General features: G+C 41.6%; 12 protein-coding genes. 8 read left to right on the forward strand and 4 right to left on the reverse strand.

Annotated elements, in window-relative coordinates; all coding sequences use genetic code 11:
- Window positions 1–39 precede the first annotated feature (39 nt).
- Both F903_RS04675 and asd read right to left on the reverse strand, forming a co-directional pair.
- Complete coding sequence (locus F903_RS04675) at window positions 40–1,467, reverse strand: type IV pilus assembly protein FimV (RefSeq protein WP_005194972.1); 1,428 nt, start codon at window positions 1,465–1,467, stop codon at window positions 40–42.
- A gap of 186 nt (window positions 1,468–1,653) precedes the next feature.
- Window positions 1,654–2,772, reverse strand: a complete 1,119-nt coding sequence (asd, locus tag F903_RS04680; RefSeq protein ID WP_004668535.1) for an aspartate-semialdehyde dehydrogenase — start codon at window positions 2,770–2,772, stop codon at window positions 1,654–1,656.
- Between the two features lie 186 nt (window positions 2,773–2,958).
- On the opposite strand from asd, the gene F903_RS04685 reads away from it, so the two are divergent.
- Window positions 2,959–4,095 (forward strand): endonuclease/exonuclease/phosphatase family protein, encoded by a 1,137-nt coding sequence (locus tag F903_RS04685; RefSeq protein WP_005194973.1) that lies wholly within the window; start codon window positions 2,959–2,961, stop codon window positions 4,093–4,095.
- Window positions 4,096–4,343: 248 nt separating this feature from the next.
- Here F903_RS04685 and F903_RS04690 read toward each other — a convergent pair whose 3' ends face one another.
- Window positions 4,344–5,279: an LpxL/LpxP family acyltransferase gene (locus F903_RS04690; RefSeq protein WP_005194974.1), complete on the reverse strand. Its 936-nt coding sequence runs from the start codon at window positions 5,277–5,279 to the stop codon at window positions 4,344–4,346.
- A 138-nt stretch (window positions 5,280–5,417) separates the two neighbouring features.
- On the opposite strand from F903_RS04690, the gene F903_RS04695 reads away from it, so the two are divergent.
- Window positions 5,418–5,963, forward strand: a complete 546-nt coding sequence (locus tag F903_RS04695; protein ID WP_005194975.1) for an O-acetyl-ADP-ribose deacetylase — start codon at window positions 5,418–5,420, stop codon at window positions 5,961–5,963.
- A gap of 49 nt (window positions 5,964–6,012) precedes the next feature.
- Here the strand turns inward: F903_RS04695 and F903_RS04700 are convergent, their stop codons facing one another.
- A complete protein-coding gene (locus F903_RS04700; protein WP_005194976.1) occupies window positions 6,013–7,911 on the reverse strand; it encodes an ATP-binding cassette domain-containing protein in 1,899 nt (632 codons plus the stop codon).
- 32 nt (window positions 7,912–7,943) lie between these two features.
- On the opposite strand from F903_RS04700, the gene F903_RS04705 reads away from it, so the two are divergent.
- The 6 genes from F903_RS04705 to F903_RS04730 all read left to right on the forward strand — a co-directional run bounded on the left by F903_RS04705 (window position 7,944) and on the right by F903_RS04730 (window position 15,138).
- Window positions 7,944–8,189: a SlyX family protein gene (locus F903_RS04705; protein WP_004668540.1), complete on the forward strand. Its 246-nt coding sequence runs from the start codon at window positions 7,944–7,946 to the stop codon at window positions 8,187–8,189.
- Between the two features lie 95 nt (window positions 8,190–8,284).
- Complete coding sequence (locus F903_RS04710) at window positions 8,285–8,734, forward strand: hypothetical protein (RefSeq protein ID WP_005194977.1); 450 nt, start codon at window positions 8,285–8,287, stop codon at window positions 8,732–8,734.
- 33 nt (window positions 8,735–8,767) lie between these two features.
- Entirely contained in the window at window positions 8,768–11,407 is a 2,640-nt protein-coding gene (gene topA / locus F903_RS04715) for a type I DNA topoisomerase (RefSeq protein ID WP_004668544.1), read from the forward strand.
- Between the two features lie 90 nt (window positions 11,408–11,497).
- Window positions 11,498–12,256 (forward strand): hypothetical protein, encoded by a 759-nt coding sequence (locus F903_RS04720; protein ID WP_005194979.1) that lies wholly within the window; start codon window positions 11,498–11,500, stop codon window positions 12,254–12,256.
- A 209-nt stretch (window positions 12,257–12,465) separates the two neighbouring features.
- On the forward strand, window positions 12,466–13,038 hold the full coding sequence (locus F903_RS04725; protein WP_004668549.1) for an HdeD family acid-resistance protein: 573 nt from the start codon (window positions 12,466–12,468) through the stop codon (window positions 13,036–13,038).
- A 120-nt stretch (window positions 13,039–13,158) separates the two neighbouring features.
- Entirely contained in the window at window positions 13,159–15,138 is a 1,980-nt protein-coding gene (locus tag F903_RS04730) for an ATP-dependent helicase (protein WP_005194984.1), read from the forward strand.
- The last annotated feature ends 50 nt before the right edge of the window (window positions 15,139–15,188 follow it).

The following is a 15,188-nucleotide window of genomic DNA, read 5'->3' on the forward strand; positions in this document are numbered from 1 at the left end:
CCGCTTTTATCCAAATCTTTGAGAATCTTCTTCCATAACTCAGCGTGTTGGTTTTTTAGTTTCCTGCTGCGCTTTCAGTTGATCTTGCAGCTCAGCAAGTCGAGCATTTAAAAGCTGAATCCGTTGATCCTTCTGGCGTAAGGCCAATTCCAACTGTGTTACGTTTCTTTGTAATGTAACGGTTTTTTCCCGTGCTGTCATAACTTTTAATGATAAGTCAGCGCTGGTTTTCTGTTGTAATGTGTCTTTTTTGGCACTTCCTGTGCTCGAATCTTGATTGCTTTCAGCGACCAAAGACATTTCTGCTTGTTGTAAGCGATATTTGGCTTTTTCGGCAGGTGCAGCTAAAGTTTTTGCTGCAACTTGATTGGCATTTTGATTTTTGCGAGCAGGGATTGAATTAAGATCGAAGTTTAAATGTGAGCCTTGTCTAAGTCGGCTGGCACTTCCTCCGATAAAGGCATGTTCATTTTGTATTTTAATCTGTTTCATTACTTGTGGGAGGGGTTGTTGGGTTTCAGCAGAAATCCGCTGAGCAATACTCCACAATGATTCATTGCGTTTCACAACATGTTGTTGGTTATTTGCGGGTGTTGAATGATCTGCTGCGGTTTTTTTCTTTGCTGGTGGAGTGGTATTTTTAGCTTGGTGTTGAGTTTTACTATTTTGTTGCGCATTTTCAATCTCCGTGCCCTTCAGCTCGCTCTCAGAGATTATAGGCTTCATTTGCGCTGGAGTACTTACTGTTTGATTTTCTGATGCGAATGTTGTGCTGTCATGCTTCACGGCTGTTGCTTGTTGGTCTTGGGCTGTGGAAGCAACAGAGGTCACTTGAGTCTTCGTAGTCTGTTCGATCGGCTGCACTGTGGTATTGGTGGTTGTAGCAACGCGGGTCTCAGAAATATTCAATACCGGCGGAAGTGCAAAGGGCACATTCAGCAGTTTTTCATGTTTTAAATCAGGCTGGGTGCTTGCGATATAGCGTGTGCTTTCAGGTAGATTTAAGGCAATATCTTTTTCACTGACAATAAACTTGGGTGTCAGTGATTTCTCACTACTGGTTTTGGTCTCTGATGCAGTTATTGTATTTTTACGTATTGGTTGTCGAATATGCTTTAAGTGTGCAGATTCGCCTTCTTTAATTTTAAGGATAATATTCAGTTCAGGATCAATCATCGGACGTGATGAAGTAATGACAATGACTCCTTCACCTCGATTATTGTGACGTGTAAAAAAATTGAGTTGTGACGGAGGTTGATGCATAGCCCCCATCATGCGTAAATCCTCAGGTGTGGCTAGACTTACGTCAAATTTAGAATTTCGATCTGCTTGATGGAAGCTCATTTCTGCATAAAGTAACTCACCCGGTGCAGACTTGATTTGCAGTGGGTCAAAGGTAATCGCATAAAGTTGTTGCGAAGATAAAATGGCTAAAATGGCAATTTTTAATTTGTTATTAACAGTCATCTCGATCCATGAAAAGTGATGTTTTAGTTAGGTCATAAAGCCTGCTGATATTTCAGCCATGGTGAAAGATCAACAAGGTCTGAGTATACATTACCGTGATGTAAATGAATTGTAAATTGTTCATATTTAATAATAATAAAAAGCCGATCAAGTGTGATCGGCTTTTGGTTTTTGGTGTTATTTTGCTTAGGCGTTCTTGTATTCAACTAAAATACGTAGCATACGACGCAATGGCTCTGCCGCACCCCAAAGGAGTTGATCGCCTACTGTAAATGCGCCTAAATACTCTTTACCCATATTGAGTTTACGTAGACGGCCGACAGGAACGGTTAAAGTACCCGTTACCGCTACAGGCGTAAGATCAGTCATCGACGCTTCACGAGTATTCGGAACAACTTTCGCCCATTGGCTTGAGTTGCGAATCATCTCTTCGATTTCATCAAGTGGCACATCTTTTTTGAGTTTCAATGTGATGGCTTGAGAATGGCAACGCATTGCACCGATACGAACACAGTGACCATCAATTGGAACGATTTGCTGATTACCCAAAATCTTGTTGGTTTCGACTTGACCTTTCCACTCTTCTTTTGATTGACCACTTTCGAGTTGTTTGTCGATATATGGAATCAATGAGCCCGCCAATGGCACGCCAAAGTTTGCTTTAGGGAAATCGTCGCCACGTTGTAAGTCAGCGATTTGACGGTCAATATCTAGAATCGCAGATTTTGGATCATCTAATAATGTTTTGGTGTTGTTATACAAATAACCCATACCCGTGATCAGTTCACGCATATTCTGTGCACCAGCACCAGATGCTGCTTGATACGTCATCGAGGTTGCCCATTCCACCAAATTATTTTGGAACAGTGAACCTAAGCCCATCAACATTAAAGAAACAGTACAGTTACCACCAACGAAGGTTTTAGTGCCATTGACTAAACCATCTTTGATCACATTTAAATTGACAGGATCAAGTACAATGATGGCATCATCAGCCATACGCAGGGTTGATGCTGCATCAATCCAGTAACCGTTCCAACCTTCTGCTTTCAGTTTTGGAAAAACTTCAGAGGTGTAGTCACCACCTTGACAGGTTAAAATGACATCCATTTGCTTCAGACTGCTAATGTCTGTTGCATCCATAAGTGCTGGGGCAGTCTTACCACCAAATGAAGGAGCTTCGCCACCTGCATTACTGGTAGAGAAGTAGAATGGCTCAATATGAGCAAAATCATTCTCTTCAACCATACGTTGCATCAGGACAGAACCAACCATCCCACGCCAACCGACCAGACCTACTTTCATGTCATTTGCCTCGGTATGTAAAAACTTTTAAGGGGCTTGAGTGTATCAAAAGTGAACGCAACTGCAAGTGTTACATGAATAAAACAGTTGATTTATTGTGTGGAATTATTTGTTTGTGTTAGATGAAAAATTGATAAAGCCGTAACTTTATTGAAAATCCACGAAATCTCCAAGAGTAAAATGAACATGATATGGATTGAGATTTGCGCAGTATTGGTTATTTGGTTAAGTGTATGGTCCTTGATTCCCCGTGATGAATGGTGGTTTAGGGGAGCAGACTTTCCTCGATTACAGATCTTAGCGTTTGGAATAGCGACTTTAGTTGCTTTACTTTTTATACCCGCTGAGTGGACTTTACAAAGAGAAATATTACTTTTAGGTGTGATCGCAGCAGTCGCCTATCAATTAAAAATGGTATTACCTTATACCCCGATATGGAAGAAACAAGTTCAACAGGTGGGTCAGGATCAATTAAATCCTGAACAGCAAATTTCTTTACTTGTTGCCAATGTCTTAACACCCAATGATAAATATCACTTATTACTGCAACAGATTGAAAATTTAAAACCTGATGTTGTGTTAACACTTGAGTCAGATATTGCTTGGCAAGATGCATTAAAGCCGATAGAGCAAGATTATCCCTATCGAGTGGCAGTGCCGTTGGATAATCTTTATGGCATGCATCTATATAGCCGTTTGCCGTTAAATAACACTGAAGTTAAATTTATTTTAAGTGATGAAATTCCATCGATTCATGCAACTTTACAGTTACGTTCAGGGGTTCAGGTTCAACTATATTGTTTACATCCTAAACCACCGAGCCCTACTGAAGCCAAAGATTCGACCTTGAGAGATGCTGAGCTTTTAATTGTAGGTGATCGAATTAAAGACTTAGATCAAAGCTGTATTGTGATGGGGGATTTAAATGACGTGGCTTGGTCAAGAACGACTCGCTTGTTTCAGCGTATCAGTGGTTTACTCGATCCACGAGTAGGTCGCTACTTTATGAATACTTTCCATGCTGATTATTCATTATTACGGTGGTCTTTGGATCATATTTTCCATAGTGCTGATTTTGGTTTGGTCGATATGAAGCGATTACCTTATATTGGTTCAGATCACTTTCCTGTCTATGTTGTATTGCAGACGGGGCGGATTTTTGAGCAACAGCAGCAAGAGTTGGAGCAAACGCAAGCCGATGAAGAAGAAGCACAGCAAGCAATTCAAGAGGGTATTGAAAAGGCGGAGCGAGAAGAAAAGGCGGTGGTAGATGAGCTTGCCCAACCACATAAGGCGATGATGGCGACGCCAGATAAACAATGAACGGTGTAAGCAATATCGTACAATGATTTAGGTCTGTAGCGAATAGTCCTACAAGTTTAAAAGGTTTATTCTAAATACATCAGCACAAGGACGCAGGAATGGATTTCCGCTTAAGGATAGCAACGCTGAGATGGAAAAAGTCATCATGGATATGATGCATGCGATGGATGCAAGATAATAAAAAACAGAGCGAAAGCACAACCTCATTTGCCCGAGTTTTGCAGGATGCAGAACTCGGGTTTTAATTTTTAATAAATCTGCTCATACCCTTCAGCACGTGTTTTAAAACGACGATGGAACCACATCCATTGTGTTGGCGCGATTCTGAGTTGTGCTTCAATAATTTTATTGACGCGAATCGCATCAACAACTTCATCTTCGCTTGGCATATTTTCCACAATAGGTTCAATCAACACTTTATATTTTGGGTTGCGTATATCACCGTAGCGATAAAAATAAAGCGGGATTGCCACAGCGTTAGAAATTTTTAATAAACGACGATGGGCAGTGACGGTTGCTGCGGGTACGCCAAAGAAAGGAGCCATTACCCCTTGTTTTAAACCAAAATCTTGGTCTGGGCTATACCAAATCGCACCGCCATTTTTGAGTCTGCGAATGAGTCCACGCATATCATCGTGATCAATTTGATGATTGTAAATCGTGGCTCGACATCGATAAATAAACATATCCAGCATCGGATTATCTTGTGGGCGATAAACCACATCTGGTTCAAAGTATTGAGAACACAGATAGCCTCCTGCATCGAGTAGGGTACTGTGCGTTCCTAGCAATAGTACGCCATGACCTTGTGCTTGGGCATTTTGAATGTGTTCCAGACCTTCAATATGGTGACGGTTCTTAAACCATTTGGGGCTATACCACGCATTCAGGGTTTCAAACATGCCAAGCATCATGTCAATGAAGACTTTTTTTGCATTGGTTTCAACTTCCGCTGACGACCATTCAGGGAAACATACTTCCAAATTCCTTAGCGTGGTTTTACGGCGTGATCGGAGTAAAGACCAACATATATGCGCCAAGCCATGTGCCAAGCGCCATTGTATTGCCCAAGGAAGGATTGCCAATGACACGAGAAAGAAAATGCCAATCCAATTCTTCCAGTATTTAGGCAATAAAAATTCCCATCGAAATTCGCCAGGAATATAAGACTGTTGTTGGCTCATAGAACTTTGATATGTGAATTAAGTTGAATTTTTGAAAAGTGTAACATGAAGTGGGTTTTTAATTCACGAATGTAACTGCAGAATCAATCTATTCTATTGTAGAGTGTATATTTGAAAGTAAATCGGAAAGGAAAAATTTTGAAAAAAATAACAATTGAACAAGGTGATATTACTCAAATGAGCGTTGATGCAATTGTCAATGCAGCAAATACCTCTCTCTTAGGTGGCGGCGGTGTTGACGGCGCAATTCATCGAAAAGGTGGTGCTGAAATTTTAGCAGAATGTCAAAAGATTCGTGCGAAGCAAGGTGGTTGTAATGTTGGCGAAGCTGTTATTACGACCGCAGGAAATTTGCCAGCTAAACATGTCATTCACACTGTTGGTCCAACGTGGGTTGATGGGCAAAATAATGAAACTGTATTATTAAAAAATGCGTATAGAAATAGTTTTAAGTTAGCAGAAGGTTTACAACTAAAGACGCTAGCATTTCCAAATATTTCAACAGGTATTTATCGTTTTCCGAAACAACTCGCAGCGCAAATTGCATTGGAAATCATAAGTGATGAATTGGATAAAGCAGATTTTGTTCAAGAAGTTATTTTTGTATGTTTTGATGATGAAAATTTTAGAATTTACCAATCGCTTGCAAGTGAGTTTATAGCCAAAGGAATTGCGGTTAATTAAATTGAGTGAGCATCTACTCTATAAAGAATAGATGCTCAGTGAACTTAGCTTAATTGCCTTTCGACATATTTTCTAAGATATCCCAACGCTCTAACTTTTCTAACAACAATTCTTCAATTGTTGCGAGACGTTGGCTCGCCAATGTCGCTGCATTGGCATCGCGAAGAAACCACGATCCATCAGCTAGCTTTTCTGATAGTTCAGTTTGTTCGGCCTCTAGTTTTTCCATTTCTGCTGGAAGCTGCTCTAACTCACGCTGATCTTTATAACTGAGTTTGACTTTCTTTGGTGCAGTTGCGGCTTCAGCCTTGGCTTGAGCTTTTTTAACATCACTTTTCTGATCAACCACAGTTTGATCAGGGCGCTGCTCTAAATAGTCTTGATACCCACCAACATACTCATCAATATGACCTTTACCATCAAACACCCAAGTAGATGTCACGACATTGTCCATAAAGGCACGGTCATGCGAGATCAATAAGAGTGTGCCTTTATAATCAGAAAGCATTTCTTCAAGCAGTTCAAGCGTGACCATATCTAAGTCATTGGTTGGCTCATCCATCACGATTAAGTTCGATGGTTTAAGCAATAATTTTGCCAACAAGATACGGTTTCGTTCACCGCCAGAGAGCGCTTTTACAGGTGTGCGGGCACGTTCTGGTGAGAATAAAAAGTCTTGTAAATAGCTATAGATATGACGACGATTGCCATTCACATCGACAAAATCAGAGCCTTCTGAAACGTTTGCCATGACTGACTTTTCAAGATCTAAGGCGTTACGTAACTGGTCAAAATACGCAACTTCGAGTTGTGTGCCTGTTTTAACTGAACCACCATGCTCGATTGCGCCTAAAATCGCTTTGATAAGTGTGGTTTTACCGACACCATTGTCACCGACCAAACCAATACGGTCACCACGTAAGACCAATGCTGAGAAATCTTTAATAATCGGTGCATTGTCGCCAAAAGTGACACTGAGATGTTCAATATCAAATACCAACTTGCCAGAACGGTTCGCGTCCTGAGTTGCCATGCTGACTTTGCCTTGTTGCGAGCGACGCGCTTTAGATTGTTCACGTAAATCTTTCAACGCACGAACACGACCTTCATTACGGGTACGACGTGCTTTAATGCCTTGGCGAATCCAGGTTTCTTCTTCAGCTAACTTTTTGTCAAATAATGCATTTTGTTTTTCCTCGGCTTCCATTTGCTGTGCTTTAAGCTCTAAATAGCGAGAGTAGTTACCGTCATAGCTGCGTAATGTGCCACGATCAAGCTCCACAATACGAGTGGCAATGCTGTCAACAAATGAACGGTCATGCGAAATGAACAGCAGGGTTAGATTATTTTGGTCCAGCAAGAATTTCTCTAACCATTCAATGCTTTCCACATCTAAATGGTTGGTCGGTTCGTCGAGTAACAGCACATCAGGCTGGGTTAACAGCGCACGTGCCAATAACACACGGCGTTTACGTCCACCTGATAAATCTGCCAAATCCGCATGTGGATCCAGTCCCATTTTACTCAGAATAGAGTTCACTTTATTTTCTAGTGCCCAACCATCTAACTGATCAAGCTTATGCTGTAACATGCCCATCCGATCGCAGGCATCCATATCACCCAGTACACAGCTATCGCTGGCTTCGTGATAGGCTTTAAGTACCGCTGCTGCTTCGCCTGCACCGTCAGCTACAATGTCAGCGACCTTGCCTGAATCCATAGGTACATCTTGGGCTAACATCGAAACAGTTAAACCATTTTGAATCGAAACTTCGCCGCTATCGGGCAATAAGCTTCCCTCAATCAGTTTAAGTAAAGTAGACTTACCTTCACCATTACGACCGATTAAACAGACTCGCTCGCCACGTTCTAGGTTAAAGTGTGCGCCATCGAGTAGGGCAGGCCCACCAAATGCGAGGTGGACATCCCTTAAAGTAATATAGGCCATAATGTTTCCTAAAAGCTCAGATGAGGTCTGAAATGACTAAACAACAAAATTTTGATGATCAAGCGTCATTGTCCGCACCCATTGAAGATTTGCAAGTCCGAATTGCATTTTTAGACGATTTAGTTGAACAACTAAACCAACAATTGGTGATTCAGACACAAGAAATTGCAGATTTAAAAAAACAAATGCAGTTCTTGTATCGTCGCATAGAAGCATCGGATTTGTCAGAGGGCATTGCAACTTTTGATCCAATGAGTGATAAACCACCGCATTATTGATTGAAACAGGCATCCTGAACACATACTGTAAGGAAAACTTGCCTTTTAACTCAAACTTATGTAACGCTAATAAAAGGACGTTTTGGGCGACTTTAATGAGTAATGTTGGAATTTGGATCACGGTAGCGATTGTACTGTTTGTACTTGGCTCGATTTTTGGTTTGCGTGTTAGCCCTCGAGAAAAAGCACTCGGTATAATGCGTGACCAAGCGCGAAAAATGGGATTGCATCCGCGCGTCATCGTTGCGCCAGAGTGGACCAAGATACCAATGGCGACAGAACATCGTGCCAGTATGGTGACTTATTATAGTGTACTGATCCCAGATGCTCGATTGCCACTTATGCGGGCAAGAGTGATCGATGGGAAACTCCAAGTCGTGCAAGGTGAGCAGAAATTTAATGACTTAGCTATTGCATTAAAAGGAGTTTATGCTATTGATATGCAGGCGAACTGTGTCGGCATGTACTGGGATGAAGAAGTTGATCTTAGAGCGACACAACTCGAAGCTATGAAAGCTTATTTATATGAATTAGCTCAGCTCTAATTATTTGATTTACCACAGGAAAAACGGTTCATTATGGCGAATACTCCACGCTCTGCTGCAAAAAGCACAGCAGCTTCAACCTCTGCTGCAACTAAACGTGCCTTAGTGATTGTGGAGTCGCCTGCAAAAGCGAAAACCATTAATAAATATTTAGGTTCACAATTTATCGTGAAATCATCAGTAGGTCACGTTCGTGATTTACCGACTGGTGGGGGAAGTAAGGCAACTGAAAAGAAGCCTGTTACCCGCGTTAAACTCACCGATGAACAAAAGGCTGAGAAAGCACAATCAGCACTGATTAATCGTATGGGTGTCGACCCAGAACATGATTGGGTTGCACACTATGAAGTGTTACCGGGTAAAGAAAATGTCGTTGCCGAACTGAAAAAACTCGCCAAAGATGCTGATGCAATCTATCTCGCAACGGATTTGGATAGAGAAGGGGAAGCGATTGCTTGGCATTTAAGAGAAGTCATCGGTGGCGATGATAGCCGTTATCATCGTGTGGTCTTTAACGAAATTACCAAAAATGCCATTCAAGAAGCATTTAAGCAGCCGACACGCTTGGACTTAAACCGCGTTAATGCACAACAAGCACGTCGTTTTCTTGACCGTGTGGTTGGCTTTATGGTTTCGCCGTTGTTATGGGAAAAAATTGCCCGTGGTTTATCGGCAGGACGTGTTCAGTCAGTTGCGGTTAAGCTCGTCGTCGAGCGTGAACGTGAAATTCGTGCATTTATTCCAGAAGAATACTGGCAAGTCTTTGCAGACACTAAATCGAAAAAAGATGACATTCGCTTAGAAGCGGTGAGACAAGCAGGTAAAACGCTCAAGCTTAAAAATAAAGCTCAAACTGATGCTTTGCTCAGTGTATTAAAAGATGCTGAATATAAAGTTGCATTGCGTGAAGATAAACCAACCAAAGTTAATCCAAGTGCACCTTATATCACTTCGACCTTACAACAAGCAGCAAGCACACGTTTAGGTTTCTCAGTCAAAAAAACCATGATGCTGGCGCAACGGTTATATGAAGGTGGTTTTATTACCTATATGCGTACTGACTCGACCTTTTTGAGTGATGACGCAGTCAATATGGTACGTAACCATATTCAGCAAACCTTTGGCGATCGATATGTGCCTGAAAAGCCAAATCGCTATGGCAATAAAGCGGGTGCACAAGAAGCGCATGAGGCGATTCGTCCATCTGATGTGGTATTAACGGGCGATAAACTTGCTGGTGTAGAGCGTGATGCTCAGCGTTTATATGATTTGATTTGGCGTCAATTTGTTGCGTGTCAAATGACACCAGCCGAATATTTATCTTCAACTTTAACTGTTGAAGCAGCAAATGTAGAGCTTAAAGCCAAAGGTCGTACCTTGGTTTTTGATGGTTTTACCAAAGTTCGTGGTGCCAATAAATCTGATGATGATGTGTTGCTTCCTGCTGTTAAAGTCGGCGAAGTGCTGAAATTAGAACAACTTGATCCAAGCCAGCATTTTACCAAGCCACCTGCACGTTTTACTGAAGCATCTTTGGTTAAAGAATTAGAAAAACGTGGCATTGGTCGTCCATCGACTTATGCTGCGATTATCTCAACCATTCAAGATCGTGGTTATGTCAAACTTGAAAACCGTCGTCTGTTTGCTGAGAAGATGGGTGAGATCGTTACAGATCGCCTCGATGAAAGCTTTAACAACCTTATGAATTATGCGTTTACCGCAGACTTAGAAGGGCAACTTGATAAAGTGGCAATGGGTGATCGGAACTGGAAAGAGTTACTGGATGAGTTTTATGGCGATTTCAAAAAGCGTCTAACCAATGCGCAAGGCGAAAGCGGCATGCGCCGTAATCAGCCTGTCGAAGTGGCTGACGTGCAGTGCCCTGAATGTTCTCGTCCGATGCAAGTGCGTACTGGTACAACTGGGGTATTCCTCGGCTGTTCAGGTTATAACTTGCCGCCTAAAGAGCGCTGTAAAGGAACATTGAATCTGACACCTGTTGAGTCTTTAGCTGTGCTGTCCGATGATGATGGTGCTGAAACAGCAGACTTGATGTCAAAACATCGTTGTCCTAAATGTGGCACTGCCATGGATAGCTATGTGATTGATGGTGGGCGTAAGTTACATGTCTGTGGTAATAACCCAGACTGTGATGGTTATGAGCTTGAGGAAGGTCAGTTCAAGATCAAAGGTTATGACGGTCCAACCATTCCATGTGATAAATGTGATGGCGAGATGCAGCTTAAAACAGGTCGCTTCGGTCCGTATTTTGCGTGTTCAAGCTGTGATAATACCCGTAAAGTATTAAAGAGTGGTCAGCCTGCGCCGCCTCGTGTTGATCCGATCAAGATGGAACATTTGCGTTCAACCAAACATGATGATTTCTTCGTGTTACGAGATGGTGCAGCAGGGTTGTTCTTGGCAGCAAGTAAATTCCCGAAAATTCGTGAAACACGTGCACCAAAAGTGGCTGAGTTACGTAGCGTGGCTGAGCAGTTGGACGAGAAGTATCAATTCTTATTGCAAGCACCTGATGTAGATCCTGAAGGCAACCCAACAGTGGTGAAGTTTAGCCGTAAGAATCAAGTGCAATACGTGGGTTCTGAAACAGCAGAAGGTAAACAAACCAAGTGGAGTTTGGTCTTCCAAAACGGCAAATGGGTTGAAGCTTAATCATTGATAAAATAAAAAATGCTAGCGATTTGCTAGCATTTTTTATAGAACAAATAAAAGCAATAATTGAATTCTACTTAGGGTTAAGCAATGTGGAAAAATATTCGAGTGGCATGCTTATTGATGGTGCTCTTGGTAGTTGCGGTCAATGCTTATCGAGATCAAAATCAAGATTGGAATCAGCCGATTATCATCCTTTTACATCCGATTAATGCCGATGGTTTAGACACAACGCAACACTATATTCAGCAATTACGATTAGATGACTTTATTGAAGTAAAACAATATTTAGAGTGCAATAGTCAGCACTATCGAGGGCAAAGCAGTTATTTTATGCTGCAAATTGGGCGTGAGCTTTACCATACACCCCCCGCAATGTCAGAGCAGCAGAGTATCTTCAAAAATATTTTATGGAGTTTGAAGTTTCGGTTTTATGCATGGAAACAACGTCAATCGATTGATGGTTATCCAAGTTTAACCTTGTATCTGAATTTTTATGATCCAAAGCAAACCAATATGTTAAAGCACTCTACTGCATTGCAACGTGGTCGAATTGGTTCGGTGAATCTGTTTGCATCACAGAAACAAGTAGATCAAAACAATGTGGTCCTTGTACATGAGTTACTTCATGGATTTGGTGCCACCGATAAATATGCTTTAGATACGGGTGAGCCCATTTTCCCCATTGGTTATGCACAAGCAGATCAGAAGCCATTGTACCCACAAACCAAGGCTGAGATTATGGGTGGGCGTATTCCACTTTCAGAACACAAAAGTAAAATGCCAAATGATCTAGAGCAAACGATGGTTAGTATGCTTACGGCAAAAGAAATAGGTTGGATCAAGTAAAGTTGGGGCTTTAAAAGGATGGCGAGGACAATGTGTGGATAAGTCTCGATTTACCCACATATAAACAAAACACTCCTTAAATAAAAATGATGAAATAAAACACCAGTTTCCCTGACATTACATCATGAATTGTCAACATGCCTTATACAGAAGTTCGGATAAAAGACGCTCAGAATATAAATATAAACTTGATGATAAAAGAGTAAATAATGATGAAAACAGTGGGTAATGACTTGATTCGCAATCAGCTACACGCTGATCGTAAATGGTATCTGTTATTGGGCGTGGTATTGATTATTATTGGTCTGGTTCTTTTGGCTGCTTTGCCTTTCGCAACGCTCTCAGCCGTTCTTTTATTCGGTGTACTCATGATGTTGGGCGGGGCTTTACATTTTCTTGCCGCATTTATGGTCTTCAAAGGTGGTACACGCTGGTTGTGGGCATTGTTTGGTGTGTTGTATCTCATCGCAGGTTATTTTGCATTTACCACACCTGTGATTACCGCCGTGGTTCTGACTAGTTTTTTAGCAATTGCTTTAATTATTGCAGGGATTATTCGGACTGTGAACGCCTTTATCCTTAGACCGATGTCGGGTTGGGGCTGGGTGCTTTTTTCAGGTGTCGTAACGTTATTCACTGGGGTTTTGATCTTATCCTCGCCAAGTTCACCTTTCTGGGTACTCGGTATGTTCCTTGCGATTGATATCTTATTTCAAGGCATCAATTATCTGACCTTTGCTGGAGCAATTAAGCAACTCCCACATAGCTCGACTGTGGTTTAAACTGAGTTGTTTGGGTATTAGGAGCATGTGTTGAGCATGCTCTTTTTGTTTTTGTAGCGTGAAATGTTTCATTTCCCTTAGTCTGCTAAAATACCACTTCACTTCAAACTGACCGACTTTATGACGCTTGCCAAGCTAATTGATGAACTGAATCCACAACAGAAACAAGCCGCAACCACGGCAGCACAAAACTGCTTAGTTTTAGCAGGGGCGGGTTGTGGGAAGACCAAAACCATTGTGGCAAGAGCAGCGTATTTGATCGATCAGGGTTTAGCAGTACAACAGATTCAGATATTGACCTTTACTCGTCGTGCAGCAAGTGAAATCGTAACCCGTGTAGAGCAGCATATGGGCGCACAAGCCAAGGGTTTACGGGCATCAACATTTCATACTTTTTGCATGTATTTATTGCGTCGCAATCCTAGAGCTTTTGGTTTAACACAATTTAGTATTATTGATCGTGATGACCAGTTGTTGATGTTTCGTTTATTGCGTGGCAAAGATAAAGGCAATGTGCTACCCAAAGCTGCTGAACTTTGTGATTTGTATTCCTATGCACGCAATACCAAGACCAAACTTTCCGATGCACTGATTCAACAGCTTCCTCAGGCAGTCGAATATAAAACGCAAATTGCTGAACTGATGCAGGCTTATGAACAGCGTAAGCAAGCACGAAACTTTCTTGATTATGATGATATTTTATCGATTGTCGCAGTGCACTTACAAAGTTCACCTGAGTTGGTGAAATGGGTGACAGGCTTCTGTTCTGCTTTATTGGTCGATGAAATGCAGGATACCAATCCACTGCAATGGGCTTTGCTGCAACCCTTAGTCGGAAAAGTGAAACTGTTCTGCGTAGGGGATGATGCTCAGTCGATTTATGGTTTCCGTGGTGCAGATTTTGAAAATATTCATCATTTTAAAGAACGAGTGCCTGATGCTGAGGTGCTTACTTTGGCAATGAATTATCGTTCAACGCAGGAAATTTTAGATTTATCTAATTGGTTATTAGAGCAGAGCCAGATTCGTTATGACAAACACTTGTTGGCTTATCGTGGTAAAGGATTGAAGCCACAGCTACATATTTTAGGCAATGAATTTGAAGAAGCCAATTGGATTATTCAAGATTTGAATCAACGACATTACCAAGGTGCAGCGTGGGCTGAACACATGGTTTTACTTCGTTCTGGGTTTAGTGGTCGATATTTAGAAGGGGCTTTAATTGCTGCCAATATTCCGTATCGTTTTATCGGTGGGGTCAAACTACTCGAATCCGCACATGTCAAAGATGTCTTAAGTTTTCTTCGGGTCAGTGTCAATCCGCAGGATGATTTGGCTTGGATGCGATTTCTGACCTTATGGGATGGTGTTGGCGATGTTGGTGCGAGTAAATTGGCGCAAGAGTTGATCCAACTCGCAGACATTGATGCGCGTTGTCAGCGTTTAGAGCGACATGGCAAAGTGCCACAGCAAGCCATTTTAATCTTGAAGCAACTCGATGTGTTGCAACAGCATGTCGAAGCCTGTATTGGCTTGGCACTGGATGCTTTAAGTGAACAATTAGAAAATAACTATAAAAATAAAGATTGGAGTCGTCGGGTCAAAGATTTTGATCTGGTAAAACAACTGGCACGGAAACATCAGTTGCTGGGCGAGTTCTTGGAAGAATATGTGCTTGATCCTATTTCTGTTTCCGAAATAGATAAAACCCCTGATCAAGACTTGGTGACTTTGATTACGATTCATTCCGCCAAAGGGACGGAACAAAAAGTGTGTTATGTCCCGCATGTTTCGCCGAATCAATATCCGCACGCACGGGCGCAAGGTGATTTTGATGATGTAGAAGAGGAGCGCCGTGTGCTCTATGTGGCACTTACACGCGCCGAAAATGAATTGATTTTGACCAAACAAAATTTAAATCTATGGTCACAAGATCAATATGATGAGCTAGGGCGGAAAGTAGAAAGCTATTTTCTTAATGATTTACCTCAACATTTGCTAGATGTGCAGATTCATCGTCAAGTTCCTTCGACATTTAATAAAAGTAATTGGCAACGTAACTCAGCAATAAGTTTAGGTTTTGGTATTGATCTCGATTAAACTAGATGTATTCAATTATTTTGATTCATTTCTTTAAAAATGAATCATTT

This window comes from Acinetobacter sp. NIPH 298 (assembly GCF_000369505.1).
Taxonomy (GTDB): Bacteria; Pseudomonadota; Gammaproteobacteria; order Pseudomonadales; family Moraxellaceae; genus Acinetobacter.

Coding starts and splice junctions, on each gene's coding strand:
- F903_RS04685 (WP_005194973.1), top strand. CDS start 2,959: ATGATATGGATTGAGATTTGCGCAGTATTGGTTATTTGGTTAAGTGTA.
- F903_RS04690 (WP_005194974.1), bottom strand. CDS start 5,279: ATGAGCCAACAACAGTCTTATATTCCTGGCGAATTTCGATGGGAATTT.
- F903_RS04705 (WP_004668540.1), top strand. CDS start 7,944: ATGACTAAACAACAAAATTTTGATGATCAAGCGTCATTGTCCGCACCC.
- F903_RS04720 (WP_005194979.1), top strand. CDS start 11,498: ATGTGGAAAAATATTCGAGTGGCATGCTTATTGATGGTGCTCTTGGTA.
- topA (WP_004668544.1), top strand. CDS start 8,768: ATGGCGAATACTCCACGCTCTGCTGCAAAAAGCACAGCAGCTTCAACC.
- F903_RS04700 (WP_005194976.1), bottom strand. CDS start 7,911: ATGGCCTATATTACTTTAAGGGATGTCCACCTCGCATTTGGTGGGCCT.
- asd (WP_004668535.1), bottom strand. CDS start 2,772: ATGAAAGTAGGTCTGGTCGGTTGGCGTGGGATGGTTGGTTCTGTCCTG.
- F903_RS04710 (WP_005194977.1), top strand. CDS start 8,285: ATGAGTAATGTTGGAATTTGGATCACGGTAGCGATTGTACTGTTTGTA.
- F903_RS04675 (WP_005194972.1), bottom strand. CDS start 1,467: ATGACTGTTAATAACAAATTAAAAATTGCCATTTTAGCCATTTTATCT.
- F903_RS04730 (WP_005194984.1), top strand. CDS start 13,159: ATGACGCTTGCCAAGCTAATTGATGAACTGAATCCACAACAGAAACAA.
- F903_RS04725 (WP_004668549.1), top strand. CDS start 12,466: ATGATGAAAACAGTGGGTAATGACTTGATTCGCAATCAGCTACACGCT.